The organism is Paenibacillus tyrphae (assembly GCF_027925525.1).
Classification (GTDB): domain Bacteria; phylum Bacillota; class Bacilli; order Paenibacillales; family NBRC-103111; genus Paenibacillus_G; species Paenibacillus_G tyrfis_B.
This window is the reverse complement of the sequence record NZ_BSDJ01000002.1, coordinates 137,451-158,025: the sequence shown is the minus strand read 5'-3', so window position 1 is coordinate 158,025 and position 20,575 is coordinate 137,451. Positions and strand designations below refer to the sequence as shown.

Here is a 20,575-nt window from a genome sequence, read left to right as displayed (position 1 = left end):
GTGGGAGACGAATGGATGGGAAGTGGGAACTATGGAACGCAGTACGGACGAGAAACGTCTTCGGTTGGCGCGTCTGCTGCAGGAACGGGAAACGAAACCGCGGCAGTACCCCCTTAGCCTGCCGCAGCAGCGGCTGTGGTTTTTGGAACAGATGGCACCCGGCAATACGGCTTACCTTATCACAACGGCTATCCGGATGGAAGGGGCCTTCGACCGGGAGGTGTTCGCAAAGTGCATGCGGCATCTCGTCCGGCGGCACGAGAGCTTGCGTACCCGGTTTCGGAACGAGAACGGAAAAGCGGTACAGCATGTGGACCCGCCTGCCGACATCGTTTCCTTTCCATTGCCCGAAACGGATTTGAGTTCATGGGGCCCGAAAGAAAAGGAAGCGGAGCTATCACGGCTGCTTCTGGCCGAAACGGACAAGCCTTTTGACATCGCCCGGGATCGACTGGTGCGCGCCCATTGGGTACTGCTGGGCCAAGAGGAAGGCGTTCTCCTGCTGACCCTGCACCATCTGATCTCCGACGGCTGGTCCCTTGGACTGCTGATCCGGGAAATCGAAACGTGCTACCGGGCTTACGTCCGGGGGGAAACGCCCAAGCTGGCGCCTCTGTCGTTTACCTACGGGGAATATGCCCAGCATCAGCGCGAAGCGATGGACGGAGATGGATTCAAGCGGAAGCTGTCTTATTGGACCGAGAAGCTTCGCAACAGCCCGTCTTTGCTGGCTCTGCCTACCGACCGTCCGCGGCCGGCCGTGCAGTCGACCTCCGGCGCCATGGTGCCGCTTAAGCTGCCCCGGGAGGTGAGCGAAAAGCTCAAGGGGCTGGCCAGAGAACGGGGAGCGAGCGTCTTTATGACGGCTTTGGCCGGATTTTACGCTCTGCTTGCCAGATATACAGGCCAAGAGGACATCGTTCTCGGTTGTCCGTCGGCCAACCGGAATGAAAGCGGAACGGCCGGTGTCGTCGGACTTTTTGTAAATCCGGTTGCCTTGCGGGTGCGCGTTTCCGGGGAGCTTAGCTTCCAGAGCCTGCTCTCGCAGGTGAAGGACACGATGGTCGAAGCTTTGGCTCATCAAGAGGTGCCTTTCGAGCGGATCGTCGAAGAGCTTCGGCCGCAGCGTTCTTTGGATGCGTCCCCGCTGTTTCAGGTCATGGCGGTCCAGACGGTCCCGGCGTCGCTCCCGGACCTTCCCGGACTGCGGTTATGTCCGGTGGGCGTGCAGGGAACGTCCGCCAAATTTGATATGACCCTCTATGTGGAGGAGACGGAATCGGAGTTATCCGTTGTTCTGGAGTACCGCAAGGACCTGTTTGACGCGGAAACGGCGGAAAGGCTGCTGGAGCGTTACCGCGTTCTGTTGGCCGCCGCCGCGGACGATCCGCTTCGCCCGATCGGCAATCTGCAGCTCTTGACGCCGGAAGAGGAGCATCAGGCGCTGGAAGACTGGCACCGCCCGTTGACGGCGGCCGAGGATGAGAAAGCCTCACTTCTGGAGCTGTTCGACCGGCAGGTTCAATCCGGTGAAGACCGCATAGCCTTAATAGAAGACGGGAGGCGCGTCTCCTACGGGATGCTAAACCGGATGGCGAACCGGATCGCATGGGAGCTGTTGTCTGCCGGCGTCGCGCCCGAGGCTTTCGTCGGCGTATGCATGGAGCGGGGAATCGAGCGGACAGCCGCGCTGCTGGGCATTCTCAAAGCGGGTGGCGCGTATGTGCCGCTCGATCCGGGATATCCCGCCGAGCGGCTGCGGCTGATTTTGCAGGAGACCGGAGCGCCGTTGGTGGTGACTCAATCGTTTCTCGCGGCGAAGGTGCCCGCAGGGGATTACCGTCTTCTGACGGCGGATTCGTTAAGGGAGCTTCCGGAGCGGTACGATCACAATCCTCCGGCCCCCGACATTCATGGGGATAGCGCGGCCTACGTCATTTTTACCTCGGGGTCTACGGGGGCCCCAAAAGGAGTCGTCGGTCTGCACCGGGGAATCCTGAACCGTCTTCGCTGGAGCTGGGAAACGTATCCGTATGCCGAAGACGAGGTTTGCTGCCATCAGGCGGCGCTTACGTTTGTGGATGCGGTGGCCGAGACGTTCGGTCCGCTCTTGCGCGGTGTGCCGGCCGTTATTTTGCCGCAGACGGCTCTTCAGGACCCGGAGGTGCTGGTGGATGCCTTGGCCAAGCACCGCATCTCGCGCATCGTCATGGTTCCCTCGCTGCTGAGGGTCGTGCTCGAAGCTTGCGCCCGTCGAAAAGAATTCCTGGAGCGTCTGCGCTATTGGTCCGTCAGCGGAGAAGCGCTTCCCCAAGCCTTGTGCGAGCGATTCTTCGAGCTGCTGCCGGGACGAACGCTTATCAACATTTACGGCTCCTCGGAAGTGGCGGCGGACGCGACCTATCACGCGATGACATCATCGCCCCAAGGCGCAGGCGTGCCGATCGGACGGCCCCTGCGCAACATGCGGGTATGTCTTGTGGATGAGCGGCTTCAGCTCGTGCCGCCCGGAGTGGCCGGCGAAATTTGCGTCGGAGGCGCCGGCTTGGCGCGAGGGTACCTGCATCGTCCGGATTGGACGGCGGAGCGGTTTATCGACGATCCGTTCGGTGCGGGTCAGGGCGAACGTCTGTACCGGACCGGGGATATCGGCAGGAGGCTTCCGGACGGCACGCTCCTTTTCGAAGGCAGACGGGATCAGCAAATTAAAATTCGCGGCATGCGCGTTGAGTTGAGTGAGATCGAATCGGTCTTGATCCGTCACCCGGCCGTGCGCAACGCCGTGGTTGCCGTGGTGGAGAAAAACGGCAAAGCCGAGCGCTTGGTCGCCTATGTGGTGCAGGAAGACGAACAGTGGGACCCGGCCGGGCTGCGCGGATATTTGCGCGAGCATTTGCCCGAGCATATGGTTCCTGCGCTATTCGTGCCGCTGGAGGCTTTGCCGCTAACGGCTACAGGCAAGATCGACCGCCGGGCGCTCCCGGCTTGGACGGAAGCTTCGGCCTCTGCTTCTCCCGGATTCGTTCCTCCGGTCACGGACATGGAACGGCGCATCTCGTCGGTCTGGCGGCAGGCGCTTCAGACGGATCGCGTGGGCCTTCACGATAATTTCTTTGATCTGGGCGGCCATTCGCTGCTCCTGATCGAGGTGCGGGATCGGCTTAGCTTGGAGCTGTCCCGCGAGTTAAGCGTCGTCGAGCTGTTTCAATACCCGACGGTGGCCGAGCTTGCGAGCCATTTGGCGGGTCAAAGCGCAGGTAGCAGCTCCCGCCGCGCACGCAAGCGGAGCTCGGCCTCGGCCTCGGCGGAGTATTCAGGCCTGCCGAACGATGCGGCGGATATCGCGATTATCGGCATGTCCGGCCGATTTCCCGGCGCAGACGGGATCAAGGCGTTCTGGACGAATCTGCTCCGGAGCGAGTGCGGAATCCGCCGCTTCTCGAAGGAGGAGCTGGAGAACGCGGGAGTACCCGCGCGGATGCGCGAGGACCGGCATTTTGTAAGCTGCGGCGGGACGGTGGAAGGGATCGAGTTGTTTGACGCCGCATTTTTCGGATATACGCCGGGCGAAGCGGAAATGCTCGATCCCCAGCACCGGGTGTTTCTGGAGTGCGCATGGGAAGCGCTGGAACGGGCCGGGTATGCTCCCGGCAGCAACGAAGGAGCGGTCGGCGTCTACGCGGGCACGACGCAGAGCACCTATCTGTTGTGTTCGCTTCTTCCGCGTCTTGACCCGGCGGACCCGGCAGGCATGTTTGCGGCGAGCACGGCGAACCAGGAGAGCTACCTTGCGACCCGGGTGGCTTACAAGCTGGATCTTCATGGCCCCGGGGTCACTGTGCAGACGGCGTGCTCGACGTCTCTGGTCGCCGTACATACCGCCGCGCAGGCGCTGCTTGCAGGCGAATGCGATATGGCGCTGGCGGGAGGCGTTACGGTAAAAGTGCCGCAGACAACGGGATATGTATACCGGGAAGGCTCCATTGTTTCGGCAGACGGCTTATGCAAAGCGTTCGATGCAGAAGCGGACGGCACGGTTTTTGCCAACGGTGCAGGTGTCGTCGTGCTCAAGCGGCTGGACGAAGCGCTGCGGGACGGAGATACGGTGTATGCGGTGATCAAAGGATCGGCGATCAATAACGACGGAGGGCGCAAGGTCGGGTATACGGCCCCAAGCGTCGGGGGACAGGCGGAAGTGATCCGGATGGCGCTGGATGCTGCGGGCGTCGGAGCGGAGAGCATCTCGTACGTCGAGGCCCACGGGACAGGGACGCCGCTGGGCGATCCGATCGAGCTGGCGGCGCTGACCGAAGTGTTCGGCCCATCCGCGGACGGACCTAGGTGCGGGATCGGCTCGGTCAAAACGAACGTTGGGCATCTGGATGCGGCCGCCGGGGTGGCGAGCCTGATCAAGGTTGCGCTGTCGTTGCGCAACGGCCTGCTGCCGGCAAGCTTGCATTATACAAAGGGCAACCCGGCGGTCGATTGGGCAAACAGCCCGTTTTACGTCGTAGACCGGGCCCGGCCGTGGACCGGCGGCAGTCCGGAACAGCCCCGCCGGGCAGGGGTCAGCTCCTTCGGCATCGGAGGGACGAACGCGCACGTCATCGTGGAAGAAGCTCCCGCACAGCGGGCTTCCGACGATGCGGCGGCCGAGGAAGTGCTGGTGCTGTCGGCCCGGACGCCGTCGGCGCTGGAGGCGATGCGCGAACGGCTGGCGGCGCATTTGGAGGCGGAACCATCGGTGAAGCTCTCCGACGTGGCGTACACGCTGCAGCAGGGCCGCAAGGCGTTCGGCCACCGCTGGAGCGCCGTGTGCGGCAGCGCGGAGCAGGCGCTGAGCGCCTTGCGGGGCGAAGACGCGAGAGCGGTGCGCACCGGTCTGGCAGAAGCGGGAGAGCGTCCCGTCGTCTTCGCTTTTCCAGGACAAGGGAGCCAATATGCGTGCATGGGCGCGGAGCTGTACGCACAGGAGCCGGTGTACCGGGAAACGGTGGACCGCTGCGCCGAGCTGCTCATGCCGCATCTGGGAATGGACGTGCGGGATGCGCTGCTGGGAAGCGAAGGCTTCGAAGAGGAGCGGCTGGAGGAGACGTGGCTGACGCAGCCTGCGCTGTTCGTGGCGGAATATGCGTTGGCCCGGCTGTGGATGAGCGTGGGCGTGAAGCCGGCTGCGCTGATCGGGCATAGTCTGGGCGAGTATACGGCGGCGTGTATCGCCGGGGTATTCAGCCTGGAGGAAGGGCTGGAGCTGGTAAGCGTCCGCGGCCGTCTGATGCACCGGTGCGAAGCGGGAGCGATGGCGGCGGTTGGCGCGAATGCGGCGGAGCTGACGGAGCGATTAAAGGGGACGCTGGAAATCGCGGCGGTCAACGGCCCGAGGATGAGCGTGGTGACGGGTTCGGCGGAAGAAGTGGAAGAGCTGACGGCCCGTCTGCAGTCGGCAGGCGTCGAATGCCGACGGCTGCGGACAGGCGGGGCGTTCCATTCCTCGCGGATGGAGCCGGCGCTGGGCGAGCTGGAAGCGGCGCTAAAGCGGATGAAGCTGGGCGCGCCGCAAATTCCTTATGTGTCTAACGAGTCGGGGGATTGGATCACGGCGGAGCAGGCAGGAAGCGCGGTGTATTGGGTGTCCCACGCGCGGCATACGGTGAGGTTTGCTGAAAACTCGGAGCGCGTGCTGGAGCGGTACCCGAATGCGGTGGTGATCGAAGTCGGCCCGGGCCAGACGCTGACGAGCCTGATGCGGCAATCGGCCCGCTGGGGAGCGGAGCACCGTGGCGTGCGCACGCTGCCGCCGGGGAGAACCGGAGCCGGAGAGCGGCGGCAGTGGCTGGAAAGCGTGGCGGAGCTGTGGAGCGGCGGACAGAGCATTGCCTGGAAAGCGCTGCACGGCAGCCGAGTGCGCAATCGGGTCGAGCTGCCGACGTATCCGTTCGAGCGTCAGCGGTACTGGATCGAGCCGCGCCTGACCTCTGCGGCAGCTTCTGCAGTTCGCGGCCGCGGGCTGGAGCGATTGGAGCCGGAACAATGGCTCTACGAGCCCGTGTTCCGGCCGACGACGTCTATCTCCACGTGGCATCCCAAGGAGCGCAGCGGGTTGTGGATTGTCTTCGAGGAGGAGCGCGGGGGCTGGATGGATGTACTGGCGGAGCGGCTTGAGCATGCCAGCCAGCCTGTCGTTCGGGTCCGGGAAGCTTCGGGCTTCGAACGGCTGAGCGAGCGGCTGTACGGCTTGAACCCGGCCCGGCCCGAACAGTACGCGCTGCTCTTCGACACTCTGGCTGCGGGTAAAGGGCCGATGCGGGTTATCTGCTCATGCTGTTCGTGGACACAAGAGGATTCCTCCTTTGGCGGCGTGACCGGCTTTTTGCAGTTGTCCAGGGCACTGCAGGCTCATGCCGGTGCTGCTGGAAATTCAGCCCATTTGTGTGTCGTTACGGAGGGGCTTTACAGTATTGCGGGCGAAACAGACGTTCGGCCCGAACGGATGATGGTCGCCGGGCTGGGCCAAGTCTGGATGCAGGAGCATGCGCTGTCCTCGTTTCATCTGGCAGATGCACTCATGCCGAACCGTCGTTCGCAGGCAGCAGCTATGGCAGACGCCATTTTGGAGGACTTTATGTCCGCCCCGGCGGGAAGTCCGCGTATCTACCGCGGAAATCAGCGGTGGATGCTCGAATACGAGCCTGTACATGCAAATCGGAATGATGCGGAAAATGAAATTGCGCATGCCACCGGTACCTATCTTCTCATCGGCCCGTTCGATCGTAAAATGCAAGCCTTCGCTCAATATCTGGTTCAACCGTCGCCCGATCAGGGGCATAAGCGGATCGTCATCATAAACGAGCAGCCGGTCATGCCGGACAAAGCCGTCTGGCCTGCGATTGCGAACGGCGAAATACCCGCCGGCGATAAGGCTCGACAGGCTGCGGCTCATGCACTGCGGCTGGAGGAGCTGGGGGTGGAGGTTCATTTTGTCCCCATTGCCTCCCCGAAGCAGAGGGCGCTGACAGAGGCTGTGGACCAAGCGGCAGCTCTGTTCGGGGAGCCTACCGGCGTCCTCTATGGGGATTGGTCCTCGGAAGAAATGACTTTTGCCGCCGCGAGCGAATTGGATGGGCAGACCGCCGAAGCCGAGCTTGACCGGACGGCGCAGGGCTTGGACGAGCTGGAACGGGCTTTGGCACCGTATCGGCCGGAATTTTGCCTCATCCAGTCCTCGATTGCTTCCGAGCTCGGAGGCTTGGGTTTAACGCTTCATGCCGCTGCGGCTGCTTATACGGAGGCGTTCGTGCGCAGGCACAACGAACTGACGGATTCACGCTGGCGCTGCATTCAATGGGATGCCTGGACCTCGGGACCCGTCTCCTCCGATCGGGAAGGAAGAGTGAGCGAGCTGGCAAGACTGGCCATTCGTCCCGAGGAAGGAGTCCGGTTATGGACGAAGCTGATGGCCTGCGATACTGTTTCTCAATGCCTTGTCTCCACGGCGGACTTTGCCGCTCGGCGGGCTTACGCTTTACAGAGCCGGAGCCGGCAGGCAGAGCAGGCAGGCCCGCATAAGGGCAATCTGGCGCTCCGCCCCCGTCCGGCGCTGTCGGTATCACTGGTTGCTCCCCGCCATGATATGGAGCAGCAGCTTGCGGACGCTTGGTCCGAGCTGCTCGGCATGGAGCCGATTGGCATTCATGACGACTTCTTCAATCTTGGCGGCCATTCTCTGCTGGCTACGCAAGTGATTTCATGGGTGAACAGCCGGTTTCCAATCGAATTTCCGCTGAAGCTCTTTTTCGAGCATCCGACGGTCGCCGAGGTTGCCGAGGCCATTGAAGCGCTGTTGATCGAAAAACTGGAATCGATGACGGATGAACAAGTCAGCGAGCTTTTATAGGGCTCCGATCATGAAAGAGAAAGGGTGACAGAAGGTGTCCATTGAAAGCGCATCGCCATCTGGCGGCAATCTATCCGATGCCAAACGGGCCCTGCTCGAAAAGTGGAAAAAGGGAGGCGCTGCGGCGGGAAAAATGGGCCCGCGCGAGCGGCGGGGGCCGCTTCCGCTGTCGTTTGCTCAGCGGCGAATATGGTTTTTGGAGCAGTTGGTTCCGGGGACACCGGTCTATAACATTCCGGGAGCCGTTAGTTTAAGTGGTGAATTGAACACGGACGCGCTCAAGCTGGCGCTCAGCGAGATCATTCGACGTCATGAGGTGTTCCGCACCCGATTTACGGTTCGGGAAGCCATCCCTTACCAGGAAATCGAAGAGCTCGGAGCCTGCGAACTGCCGGTCGAGGATTTGAGCCGCCTTCCGGAAACGGAGCGGGAGGCGGAAGCCGCCCGCCTGCTCTCGGATGAGGCGAAGAAGCCATTCGACTTGACTTGTTCGAGGCTTCTGCGCGCCCGGCTGATCCGTTTGCAGGAGAACGATCATCTTCTCGTGATTTGCATGCACCATATTATTTCCGACGGGTGGTCACTCGGGGTTTTCCAGCGGGAGCTCGCTTTGCTCTATGAAGCTTATTCCCAGGGTCAGCCTTCGCCCCTGCCGGAGCTGCCGATTCAGTACGGGGATTTCTCGGAGTGGCAGCGGAAGCGAATGGAGGCGGGAGCATACGAGGAGCAGCTGGCTTATTGGAGGCGCCAGCTTGCCGGCCTGCGGTCTGATGCGGCTCTACCGTACGATCGAATGCGTTCGGCGGTACCGACTTATCGGGGGGAACGGCATTACTTCGAACTGTCCGAAGCGCAAACGGAGGGCTTGCGTCGCCTTGCCCAGGAAGAAGGGGCTACTCTCTATATGGCGCTGCTGTCCGTGTGGAAGGTGCTGCTTTATCGGTACGGCCAATCGCCTGACATTTCGGTAGGCTGCCCGATTGCCAATCGGAATCAGGCGCAGATTGAAGGCTTGATCGGCTTCTTCGTCAATACGCTCGTCATGCGCTCCCAGCTTGGCGAGGACGACGATTTTCCGGCGGTTCTCCGCCAGGTGAAGCGTGTGGCGCTGGAAGCGTACGATCGGCAGGATGTGCCGTTTGAGCGTTTGGTGGAGGCTCTTCAACCCGACCGCGATCTGAGCGTTTCGTCGCCGTTTTTTCAGACGGGCTTCGTCTTTCAGAACACGCCGTTTCCGAAGACCCAGCTGAACGGACTGGAGCTGGCCCCCATTACCGTACACAACGGGATGGCGCCCTTCGACCTGCTGCTCTCGCTTACGGAAAGCGAGGGCAAGCTGATCGGTTTCTTCGAGTACTCGACGGAGCTGTTTGACGCAGAAACCGTCGTCCGCATGACATCGCACTTTCAGGTGTTGACGGACAGCATTCTTTCCAATGCCCGATTGCCGGTGAAGCGTCTGGCCCTATTGCCGGAGGAGGAGCGTCGGCGGGTGCTGACGTGGGGAGCCGCGGCCAAATCGCCGCAGCCCGTCACAAGCTGCATTCACGAACGCTTCGAACAGGCGGCCGCTCTGACTCCCAAGGCGGTTGCCGTTACGTACGAAGGCAGGTCGCTGACCTACGCCGAGCTGGATGGAAGGGCCAACGCTCTGGCCCGCCGGCTTAGACGGCTGGGTGTCGAGGCGGAGGTCCGGGTCGGCATCTATCTGGAGCGTTCACTTGAGCTTGTCGTTGCGATTCTCGCTGTGCTCAAAGCGGGCGGCGCCTACATACCGCTCGATCCTGCCTATCCGAAGCAGCGGATCGCTTATATCGCCGGCGATGCCGGGCTGTCCTTGATGCTGACGCAGGCTTCGCTTCTCGATACGCTGCCCGATCTCGATGCACCGACCATTGCGGTGGATGATTTCGACGCGGATGCGGAGAGCCAAGCGCCGCTTGAGCTCGGGACGGATCCCGCACAATTGGCCTATGTGATCTACACCTCCGGCTCGACCGGCCAGCCGAAAGGCGTGCTTGTGGAGCACCGGAATGTCGTCCGCTTGTTCGACGAGACGCATGCCTGGTTCGGGTTTGACCGGAGCGACGTATGGACGCTTTTCCACTCGCACGCTTTCGATTTTTCGGTGTGGGAAATGTGGGGCGCTTTGTTCTATGGAGGCAAGCTTGTCGTCGTTCCTTATCTGGTCAGCCGTTCGCCAGAAAGCTTCCATGTGCTTCTGCATTCGGAAGGGGTGACCGTCCTTTGTCAGACCCCTTCAGCTTTTCGCCAGCTGGCGCAGCACGAGGAGAGACAGCAGACCAAAATGCTCGAAGCCCTTCGGTATGTTGTATTTGGCGGGGAAGTGTTGGAAATGCATACGCTCAAAGGCTGGTTTGACCGGCATGGCGATGCCCGGCCCCAACTGGTCAACATGTACGGCATTACCGAAACTACGGTGCATGTCACCTACAGACCGCTGACCCTGGCCGATCTCGAAGCGCGAAAAAGCCCCATCGGGATTCCCATCCCCGATCTGAGCCTGTACCTGCTGGACCGCAACCTCGAGCCGGTGCCGATCGGCATCGCCGGCGAGGTGTATGTGGGAGGAGCGGGCGTATCGCGGGGATATCTGAATCGTTCGGAGCTGACGGCCGAGCGGTTCGTCCTGAACCCGTTCTCCGGCGTCCCGGACGCTACTCTCTACAAAACCGGCGATGAAGCAAGGCTTTTGCCGTCAGGAGAGCTGGAGTTCCTCGGGCGCAACGATCATCAGGTTAAAATCCGCGGCTTTCGCATCGAATTGGGAGAAATCGAAGCAGCGCTGAAGCAGCATGCTGCCGTCCGCGATGCCGTGGTGGCCGTAAAGCAGGATGCCATGGGACATCCGCAGCTGGTAGCCTATCTCATCGAGAAGGAAGCGGATGGCCACGATGTGGAAATAACGAAGCAATGGGAGCATGTATTCGATCAAACCTACGAAAACGGAGCGGATGCGGAAGCCGCCGATTTCAATATCGCCGGGTGGAACAGCCTGTACGACGGCCGGCCTCTTCCTGCGGAGGACATGCGGGAGTGGGTGGACGCAACAGTAAAGCACTTGCTCGACGCGAAGCCGAAGCGCGTGCTGGAGCTGGGCTGCGGAACGGGGCTGCTGCTTTTCCGGGTGGCGCCGGAGTGCGAGCATTACATGGGAACCGACATTTCGTTAACGGCGATCCGGCGGCTGGAAACGCTGACGGAGAAGCTGCCGCAGGTGAGCCTTCGGCAGCAGCCGGCCCATCATACGGAGGGAATAGAACCAGGCTCTTATGATCTGGTCATACTCAACTCAGTCATCCAATATTTCCCGAGCGTGGAGTATTTCCTGGAAGTGCTCGATGCTGCCGTGCGGGCCGTTCGTCCCGGAGGCAGCATATTTATCGGAGACGTGCGGAGCTTGCCGCTGCAGGAAGCATTTTATTCTTCAGTGGAGCAGTTCAAGGCGAGACGGGCGCTCACGCCGGAGGAACGAAGCTCCCGGGTGAAGGAACGGATGGAACGCGAGCATGAGCTGCTTCTCGATCCGCAGCTTTTTGTGAAGCTTGCTGAGAGCAAGGAGCAGATTGCCCATGCGGAAATTCAGTGGAAGCGGGGAAGCCGCTGGAACGAATTGACACGGTTTCGCTACGATGTCCTGCTGCGCGTGAGCGCCTCGGAACAGCGGACGGTTGAACCGTTACTGCTTCCTTGGACCTGCGTTCGGGACGCGGAGAGCGCGCTGCAAAAGCTGGCCGGACAAGGCGCGGAAGCCGTTGCGATCCGTGGCGTCCCCAACGCCAGGCTGCGGGGCTTTCTGGAAGAGGTGGGAGAAGACGCCGTCGATCCTATGGCCTTTGTCGAGCTCGAGCGTTCCCTTCCTTACGATATCGCGACCCATTGGGCGGGCCCCGGCCGGGAAGACCGCTTCGATGTACTCTGTACCCGTCGGGACTTGTCACCGGACAAACGAATCGTCCAGACGGGAAGCGGAAAATCGGAAGGAAGCGAAGAATGGAGCGCATACGCCAACCGGCCAGTAAAGCTCACAGCGCCTGGTGGACTGAGTCCGGAGCTGCGCAGCCTGCTGAAGGAGCGGCTCCCGGATTATTTCATTCCGTCCGCCTGCGTTACCGTACGTTCGTTCCCGCTTACTTCCAACGGCAAAATCGACAGGGCGGCGCTACCGGCCCCGGGCCGCGAACGTCCGGAGCTGGAAAATCCGTATGTCGAACCCCATACTCCGCTGGAGCGGCGGCTTGCAGAGCTTTGGAGCAGCGTGCTGGGTATCCCGCAAATCGGCGTCCTGGACAGCTTCTTCGAGCTGGGAGGCCACTCTTTGCTCGCAACCCAGCTTATTTTCAAGCTGCGCGACGAGCTCGGCATCGAAATTCCGCTGCGCGTGCTGTTTGAGACGCCAACCATCGAGTGGATGAGCGCCGCCGTCGAAGCTATCCAAAGCGGTCAGGGAGAGCTTGTCGCTTCGCGGCTCGATCTATGGAGCGAGAGCAGCCTTCCGTTTGCCATTCGTGATCCGGGAACGGCCGGTCAGACGAGTAGACCTGTGCAAAACATTTTGCTGACGGGAGCCACGGGCTTCCTTGGAGCCTTCCTGCTGCGCGAGCTGCTGCGAAGCACGGCGGCCGATATTTTCTGCCTTGTCCGCGGGCGCACCGAAGAGGAGGCCATGCGGCGGCTGCAAACCAATCTTGCCAAATACGGGGTTCGCGACGAAGCAGTCTCGGAGCGTATTAGGGTCATTCCCGGCGATCTCGGGCAGGAGAGGCTGGGGTTGTCCGAAGCGGTCTTCGAGCGGCTGGCCGGGCAGATGGACGCCCTTTATCACAACGGCAGCATGGTGCATTTTATAGCGCCCTATGTCGAGCACAAGGCGGCGAATGTTCTGGGAACCCGGGAAATGATCCGGCTGGCGAATACCGGGCGTTTCAAAACGTTACACTTCGTCTCGACCACGCACGTGTTCTCGGGACGCGATATCAAGGACGGCGTTTTGATGGAGAAGGACCTGCCGCAGCATCCCGAAGACCTTAGGCTTGGTTATACCCAGAGCAAATGGGTAGCGGAGCGGTTGGTGCTGGAAGCCGCTCGCTCGGGACTGCCCGCGCTCATTTACCGCCCGGGCCGTATTTGGGGAGACAGCGTAACGGGCCGCTGCCAATCGAGCGATTTTATGTGGCTGATCATCAAAGCCTCGCTGCAGTTGGGGCTCATTCCCGCTATGGAAGCGGAGCTGGAGATTGTGCCGGCGGATTTCGCGGCTCGGGCGATTGTGCATCTGTCGGGGGCGGAAACGCCAGACGGTCGCGCGTACCATCTTGTGAATCCTACGCGGACCACGTGGAGCGAGGTGATCGAGAGCCTGGCCGACTACGGGTATGCTCTCCGGACGGTACCTTACGGGATTTGGCACGAACGGATCTTACAGGCGGCGGGCGAGTCCGGAGATCAGGCGGCGAAGGCGGTTCTGCCGCTCCTCGAAGGCGACTGGGGAGACGGCATGTCGGAATTCCAGGTTGTCTACGATTGCACCCATCTTCATCAGGGCTTGAACGGAAGCGGCGTAACGTGTCCGAAGCTGGACCGATCCTTGATGAGCACTTACCTTACTTATTTTGTCCAAACCGGGTTCCTGCCGCAGCCTAGCAGCGGAAAGACAGGCCATCAGGGAGCGTGAGGAAAGCTATGGAACCATTGTATATCCAGCCGCTTCTCGAAATCAGGGAGTATCTTCGCTTGGCGTTTGAGCCGTCCGCGGATCAGCAGGCTGTGGAGGAGAGGCTGGACCGATACGTCACGGAAGTGATTGAAGGGTTGTACGGGGCTTCGTGTGTCACGACAGATACGGCATTGGAACGTTTGTCCTTGCTCCGACAGGAGGCGGCCGTTCCCGGGAGCGCGCTGCATCCCGAAGCGTATATGAGCCGCTTGGTTCATGAGGTCGTGCCTCATTCCATCAATACGTCATCCCCGAACTTTATCGGCCATATGACCTCGGCGCTGCCGATGTTTTTCAGGCCGTTGAGCCGGCTGCTCACGGCTTTAAACCAAAACGTGGTCAAAGTGGAAACGTCCAAGTCGTTCACCGTCCTTGAGCGGCAAGCGCTCGCGTTCATGCACCGTCAGGTCTATGGCTGCGATGAATCCTTTTATGCCGAGCACGGGCAACATCCCGAAAGCACGCTGGGCATGATGACTTCGGGCGGGACGATTTCAAACCTGACCGCCTTGTGGATCGCGCGCAATGCGGCACTGCTTTCGCCGGAAGCGAACGTGAAGCGGGACGGGTACGCGCTGGCGCTGCACAAGAACGGATACCGGCGGGGCGTCATCCTAGGCTCTTCCTTGATGCATTACTCGATCGACAAAGCCGCGGATATTCTCGGCTTGGGGAGCGACGGCGTGATCCGGATCGGCTGCGACTCTCGCGGCCGGATCGATCTGTCGAAGCTGGCGAAGGAGATCGCCGCTTGCCGCGAACGTGGCGACCGGATCCTTGCCATCGTCGGCATCGCCGGCACAACGGAAAGCGGCGCCATCGATCCGCTGCAAGAATTAGCACGAATGGCCCGCGCGGAACGTATTCATTTTCATGTGGATGCCGCTTGGGGAGGTCCGCTGCTGCTGTCGGATGCCCACGCCCATAAGCTCCAGGGGATCGAATGGGCGGACACCGTCACCATCGACGGGCACAAGCAGATGTATTTGCCGATGGGCACGGGTCTGCTCTTGTTGAAGGACCCGTTAGCCGCGGCCTTGATCGAGAAAAAAGCGCAGTACATCATCCGCGGGGGCTCCGCCGATTTGGGACGGCGATCTCTGGAGGGGTCCCGTCCGGCGATGTCGGTGTTTCTGCATGCGGGACTCCATTTGCTGGGCCGGGAAGGCTATGGCTATTTGCTCGATGAAGGCATTCGCAAAACCCGTTGGATGGCCGATCTGCTTGCCGAACATCACGCCTTCGAGCTGATCGGAGAGCCCGAAATCAATATTTTAACGTATCGTTACATCCCTGCGCCACTGCGTGAAGCAGTACGGAACGGCACTCTGACCCCCGAGGAGCACAACCGGATTAACCGGTTGAATGAGCGTCTTCAGGAAATGCAGGGACGGCAAGGGGAGTCCTTCGTTTCCCGCACTACGCTGTCCGGTATCGAAGGACTGCCGGAATCCATCGTCGTATTGCGGGTCATCCTGGCTAATCCGTTAACGACGGAGGAGCATATTAAGAACATCCTGGACCTTCAGCAGACGATCGCCGAGGAGTTGGAGCTTTCGTTCGGCTAGCGGGAGCCGGGCCGCCGTTCCGTAGGGCATCCTGCTTTACGGGCGGTTTGCTCATTGTTTCGATCGATATGTTTTGGTATAAATTACATATAAAGGAATCCTGTGTTTTCGTGGATCTGTCCTATAAAGGAGTGAGGTACCATGTCCTTAAGAACGCCTAAATCCCTGTCGACGTTTCCGAAAGGAGCGATCAGGAACGCCCAAATCGATCAGCGGTTTCCCGCCGAGGGTATCCGGGAATTTCGCATCGACGTGCATACGCTGGGTAACATGCTGATTTGTTTTGATGCGGAGGATGAAATTAGCATTGTGGCTGCCGGCGAATCCCATCTGCTGCCTCAAAGGTTGTTCTGCTCCGGCGGCGCACTGCGGTACGAGGGAAGCAACTTTGTCTCTTACCTCAAAAACGGACAAAAGCAAAAAATTCTCATTGAAGTCCATGTCCCTCCGGAAACAAAGGTTCTGGCGAAATTCACGGCGGGTGTCGTGATCTTGGACGGAGGCCGGGGCGATATTGACATCCGGGGGACATTCGGTGAAGTGTCCGGGATTACGCACTCTTCCAAGGTGCGGATCAAGCTGCAAACAGGAGATGTTTCGTTGAACGAATTGCAAGGGGAGGCGGATATCCGGCTGAACGTAGGAAGCGCTACGCTGGGGTGGACCGAGCTGGCCGGCCCGAATCGTATTCACGTTCACTGCGGATTCGGCGGAATCGACTTGCTCTTGCCCGCTGTCGAATTCGCCGCTCACGATGAAGGGGTTTTGCCCCGAACGAAACGGATAACGACATCTTCCGGGTCGGAAATAACGGCTGTGGCAGGAATGGGCTCGATTGACGTTAAGCATTGGTAATGGTCATTATGAAAAAATGTAACGCAGCCGAATAAGGCTGCGTTTTTGCGTATGAAGATTCCAGGCTTCAGAGAGTTGCGATATCGGGTTCAAACCCGTTCCAGATGATCGTCTGCTCCACAGGGAAGCGTGAGGTAGGCCGGGCAGGGACAGCCGCCTTGCCAATGGCTACGAGCAGAACGGGAATATAACGCGGCTGCACATGGAACGCTTGGACGAAGGCGTTGGCGTCGAAGCCAACCATCGGGCCCGAGTCGAGCCCTTTCGCTTTCGCGGCAAGCATAAGCTGCATCGCGGCCAGCGAGGCGTTGCGAATCGCTTCGTCTCGCCGATAGGAGGAAGAATCGTCCGCGTAAGCTTCTTCGATTTGAGCGATCATGGCCGTATGGGAAGAATAGCCTGCGTAAGCATTTTCAGATCCGGCCTGGATGGCTGGTCCGTATACGGCTTCGACATTCCGATGGGCCTGCAGGTCCCCGAGTACGGCGACGGTAACGGAAGCGTCGACGACTTGTTTTTGGCCGTTTGCGATTGGGAGCAGCTTTTCCTTGGCCGCCGCCTTGGTAAAGGCAATGAACTTCCAATGCTGAAGATTCCAAGACGACGGGGCGCTGCCCGCAAGCTCCAGAAGCTCCTTGATCTCTTGTTCGCTAAGTTTGTGCGATGCATCGAAATGTCTGACGGAGTTACGTTCACGGAGGACAGTGAAAAAATCTTTTGCAGTGGATGACATATCTCAATCGGCTCCTTTGAATGGTAATGTTTTTGGTTGAGTGACGTTACTTGACATGATAGGCCGATCTGGAGCTTGGAACAATAGCCTATTTCCTAAAGTGTATTGATACAGTTGACGGAGTATAATATGATGGCTAGTGGAAAGCGAGGGGGGCGGAATGAAAAAATATTTGGATATTCTCTCCGATCTGGAGCAAAAAATCAACGAAGGTCAGTTCGTTTCGGGTCAAAAGCTGCCTTCGGTCCGCAATGCTGCGAAGCTGTACGGCTGCAGCGTCAATACGATTACTCGGGCCTACGCGGAATTGGAGAAACAACACGCCATTTACTCGATTGCTCAAAGCGGCTATTACGTCGTTGATAAGCCGGGGAACCGGCTCAACGCCACGAAGAGCAAGACGATCGATTTCGCCTCTTCGTCGCCGGATCCGAGCGTGTTGCCGTATTTGGATTTCCAGCACTGCTTGAATAAAGCAGTAGACACTTATAAATACGATCTGTTCACCTGCGGCGATTCGAATGGGCTGGAGTCGCTGCGTCGTACGCTCGTTTCCCATTTGGCCGGAGATCAAGTATTTGTCAAAGCGGAACGGATCATCGTAACGTCGGGTGCCAACCAGGCTCTCGAAATATTGGCGAAAATGCCGTTTCCGAACGGGAATTCGATCGTTCTGGTCGAACAGCCGAGCTACGAAATTTATATGCGTTTTTTGGAGGCGGAGGGCATTCCGGTATGCGGAATCGCCCGTACGACGGCAGGCATTGATTTGTTGGAATTAGAGGAGAAATTCCGGCAGGGAAACATCAAGTTTTTCTACACCATGTCGAGGTATCACAGCCCGCTCGGCACTTCTTACAGCGCAGACGAGCGGAAAATGATCGCTCGTTTGGCGAGCAAATATGACGTTTACGTCGTGGAAGACGATTACATGGCCGATTTGGGCGAAGAACCGGGCATCGATCCCATTTTCGCCTATAACGGTACGTCACACGTTGTTTATTTGAAAAGCTTCTCGAAAATCATTTTCCCGGGACTGAGGCTCGGCGCTGCCGTTTTGCCGGAAAAGCTGCTGGAGCCGTTCCGCCAATACAAAAGATATGCGGACACCTCGCAGCTGTCTCAGGCCGCGCTCGAAGTGTATATCAAAAATGGCATGTACGAGCGGCACAAACGCAAAATACGCAGCCAATACGCAGCGCGGATTAGCGCTCTGAACGAGGCGGTGCGGCGGCATAACGTTGAAGGATTGCTGGAAATACCGGATGTCCGCTACGGGGTGTACGTGCAATTCAAGCTGCCGGCAAAGGTCAATCTTGAGCGCCTGATCAAACGGCTTGCGGCGAAGGATATTCTTGTCTTCTCCGGCAAGCCGTGTTATTTATCGGATTATAAGGAGCGGGAGAAGTTTTTGCGGATCAGCATCTCGCGGGCGCAGCCGGAGCAAATCGATGAGGGGGTTAGGGAAATCATCGAAGAAGTGAGGCGGGAAGTCAAGTTCCCTTCTTAACGGCAACGAAGCGAGATCTAAAAATAAAGTATTTCTTAAATGGATCGATGTACTTCATTGCGGAAATATAATGGAATCCAAGGAGAGGGAAGCTCATTGAAGGATAAGACAAACATTTTACTGGTGGAGGACGATCCGGAAATTGCACGTGTCATCCGCGATTATTTAACGACGGAAGGATACAGAATTACCTGGTCTTCTACAGGCGGGGAAGGATGGGAGGATTTCAATCAGGACAAATACGATCTGGTGCTTGTCGATTTGATGCTGCCTGAAATGGACGGGTTGAGCCTGTGTCGAAACATTCGTTTGAACAGCGACGTTCCTATGATCATCGTCAGCGCTCATCACGAGGATCATCACAAGGTCAGCGGTTTGACTCTTGGCGCGGACGATTATTTGACCAAGCCATTCAGTCTTGCGGAGCTTTCCGCCCGCATTCTTTCTCATCTCCGCCGATACCGCAGATATCAAGGCGAGCGGGAAGAAACTGGTCAACGGGTGGATTACCGGCACGGCTTGTCGATCTGTTTTGCGAATCAAAGGGTGTTCTTGAGCGGGGAAGAAATTTTGTTGACGGCCAAAGAACTTGCCTTGATTTTATTGCTGGCCAAGCACCCTTACCGGACGTTTTCCAAGAAAGAGCTCTACGAACAAATCTGGCATCAGGCGGAAGTGGACGGCAACAATACCGTAACGGTTCACATCAAATGCCTGCGGACGAAGCTGAAGGATGTCTCCAGGGAGGCCCTGTTTATCCAAACGGTATGGGGCAGCGGTTATCGCTTTATCGGGGAGCCGTGTGATGAAACTTAAATACTGGTTAATGATTGCATTTCTGATTGTGATGCTTCTTCCCGCCGCGGCCATTTATGCGTATTACTTACTATTAAATCAATTGGATCAAAAACAGGATCTGCTCGAGTATTTTGAGGTTGCAGGTAAGATAAGCAATATGGAGTCGGCTTTGCAGGACGGCTCTTTGTATGAGATTCAACCGGGCGATCGTTACCGGGCAATCCGGGACTTGGCCAACGATTCGCTAAAAATTACGCTATACCGTTATGACGGCATTACCCTGTTTTCTTCTTCGGCGGATTCCCTGACTCCATCTTTGCTTCGTGAACCGAACGAGTTTCTTTATCGGCACTTATATGAATTGCAGAAGAACAATCGGACGTATACGATCAAAAATCCGGTGTTTAACGGGTCGAAATTGCTCGGTTTCTACGAAATTACGATAGCCCGGGAGCGTTGGCTTGAGGGCGTATCGCAAAGAACCGTTTGGCTTTCATTCGTGCTTGTATTTTTCTTTCTTGTTCTATATGCTGCAATCATTTATTTGGTCCACCGGAAAATTTCGCGGCCCGTTTGGCTGTTGATGGGACAAATGACTTCTTTTGCTCAGGATCAACCGGTCAATCCGATCCAACATCGGGCAAAGGATGAAATCGGTGAATTGATCGTAAATTTTGACCGGATGAGGTCGCAAATCCTGCGTTCGCGGGAAGAACTGAAGGTTGAGCAGCAAGAAAAAGAATATATCGTCGCTTCCTTATCGCATGACTTAAAAACGCCTCTGACCGTAATCCGTTCTTACACCGAGCTGCTGCAGCGAAAAGAACGGATAGGCGATAAGGAGAGGGAACAATATTTCTCGATTCTATTCGAAAAGACGGACTATATGAAACAGCTTTTGGACGATTTATCGATGTACGCGGTGCTGCGTTCGGCACATCACGTGATGGAACGGGTAGAAGTGGAAGGCGACGAGTTATTCGAAATGCTTCTTTCCGGCTACGATGAGCTATGCGCAAAAAACGGGATTCGTCTGGAAAAAGAAAATTGCGTAAGCGGCACGTATTCGGTCAATGTATCGCAGATGATTCGTATCGTCGATAATTTAATGAACAATGCCACCCGCCACACGAATCCATGCGGGATGATCGGCTTGGCGGCCATTTCCGAGGAATGCGATTTGCCCTCTTGGGTTTTCCCTCCTTTTCAAGAAGCATTATCGGAATGGCGCAAGTCCGGCGTTGTGCTTCTCGTACAGAATGATGGCGAATCGATTCCTGCGCAAGCGCAAGAAAAGGTATTCGAACCGTTTTATCAAATGGATGAATCCCGAACGAAAACCAAGACAGGCCAGTCGGGTCTGGGGTTAAGCATCGCAAAAATCATTATTGACAAGCATGGCGGGAAAATCCGCCTATGGTCAGCGCCCGGGTACGGTACCCTTGTGGCTTGCTGGTTGCGAAAGAAAGGATGATAGACT

8 protein-coding genes are annotated in these 20,575 nt (G+C 58.3%); 7 read left to right on the top strand and 1 reads right to left on the bottom strand.

Translation table 11 applies throughout. The features are described from left to right. Positions 1-31 precede the first annotated feature (31 nt). The 4 genes from QMG93_RS02685 (at position 32) to QMG93_RS02670 (ending at position 16,054) form a co-directional block, all read left to right on the top strand. The gene (locus tag QMG93_RS02685) at positions 32-7,894 is read left to right on the top strand and encodes a non-ribosomal peptide synthetase/type I polyketide synthase (protein ID WP_281933351.1); all 7,863 of its coding nucleotides are present in this window, start codon (positions 32-34) and stop codon (positions 7,892-7,894) included. Positions 7,895-7,928: 34 nt separating this feature from the next. Further along, positions 7,929-13,589, top strand: coding sequence for a non-ribosomal peptide synthetase (locus QMG93_RS02680; protein WP_281933350.1), 5,661 nt, complete (start codon positions 7,929-7,931; stop codon positions 13,587-13,589). 8 nt (positions 13,590-13,597) lie between these two features. Beyond that, the gene (locus tag QMG93_RS02675) at positions 13,598-15,199 is read left to right on the top strand and encodes an aminotransferase class V-fold PLP-dependent enzyme (protein WP_281933349.1); all 1,602 of its coding nucleotides are present in this window, start codon (positions 13,598-13,600) and stop codon (positions 15,197-15,199) included. 141 nt (positions 15,200-15,340) lie between these two features. Next, positions 15,341-16,054 (top strand): hypothetical protein, encoded by a 714-nt coding sequence (locus QMG93_RS02670; RefSeq protein WP_281933348.1) that lies wholly within the window; start codon positions 15,341-15,343, stop codon positions 16,052-16,054. Positions 16,055-16,121: 67 nt separating this feature from the next. On the opposite strand, the gene QMG93_RS02665 is transcribed toward QMG93_RS02670, so the two are convergent. After that, complete coding sequence (locus QMG93_RS02665) at positions 16,122-16,787, bottom strand: nitroreductase family protein (protein WP_281933347.1); 666 nt, start codon at positions 16,785-16,787, stop codon at positions 16,122-16,124. Positions 16,788-16,947: 160 nt separating this feature from the next. On the opposite strand from QMG93_RS02665, the gene QMG93_RS02660 reads away from it, so the two are divergent. The 3 genes from QMG93_RS02660 (at position 16,948) to QMG93_RS02650 (ending at position 20,569) form a co-directional block, all read left to right on the top strand. Continuing rightward, positions 16,948-18,297 (top strand): PLP-dependent aminotransferase family protein, encoded by a 1,350-nt coding sequence (locus QMG93_RS02660; protein WP_281933346.1) that lies wholly within the window; start codon positions 16,948-16,950, stop codon positions 18,295-18,297. 96 nt (positions 18,298-18,393) lie between these two features. Further along, positions 18,394-19,113, top strand: coding sequence for a response regulator transcription factor (locus tag QMG93_RS02655; protein ID WP_281933345.1), 720 nt, complete (start codon positions 18,394-18,396; stop codon positions 19,111-19,113). Next, on the top strand, positions 19,103-20,569 hold the full coding sequence (locus tag QMG93_RS02650; RefSeq protein ID WP_281933344.1) for a sensor histidine kinase: 1,467 nt from the start codon (positions 19,103-19,105) through the stop codon (positions 20,567-20,569). Before QMG93_RS02655 ends, QMG93_RS02650 begins: the two co-directional genes overlap by 11 nt. Positions 20,570-20,575: the final 6 nt, after the last annotated feature.

What these genes read in the sequence shown, in the direction of transcription:
- QMG93_RS02670 (WP_281933348.1), top strand. Translation starts at nt 15,341, where the DNA reads ATGTCCTTAAGAACGCCTAAATCCCTGTCGACGTTTCCGAAAGGAGCG.
- QMG93_RS02650 (WP_281933344.1), top strand. Translation starts at nt 19,103, where the DNA reads ATGAAACTTAAATACTGGTTAATGATTGCATTTCTGATTGTGATGCTT.
- QMG93_RS02660 (WP_281933346.1), top strand. Translation starts at nt 16,948, where the DNA reads ATGAAAAAATATTTGGATATTCTCTCCGATCTGGAGCAAAAAATCAAC.
- QMG93_RS02665 (WP_281933347.1), bottom strand. Translation starts at nt 16,787, where the DNA reads ATGTCATCCACTGCAAAAGATTTTTTCACTGTCCTCCGTGAACGTAAC.
- QMG93_RS02685 (WP_281933351.1), top strand. Translation starts at nt 32, where the DNA reads ATGGAACGCAGTACGGACGAGAAACGTCTTCGGTTGGCGCGTCTGCTG.
- QMG93_RS02675 (WP_281933349.1), top strand. Translation starts at nt 13,598, where the DNA reads ATGGAACCATTGTATATCCAGCCGCTTCTCGAAATCAGGGAGTATCTT.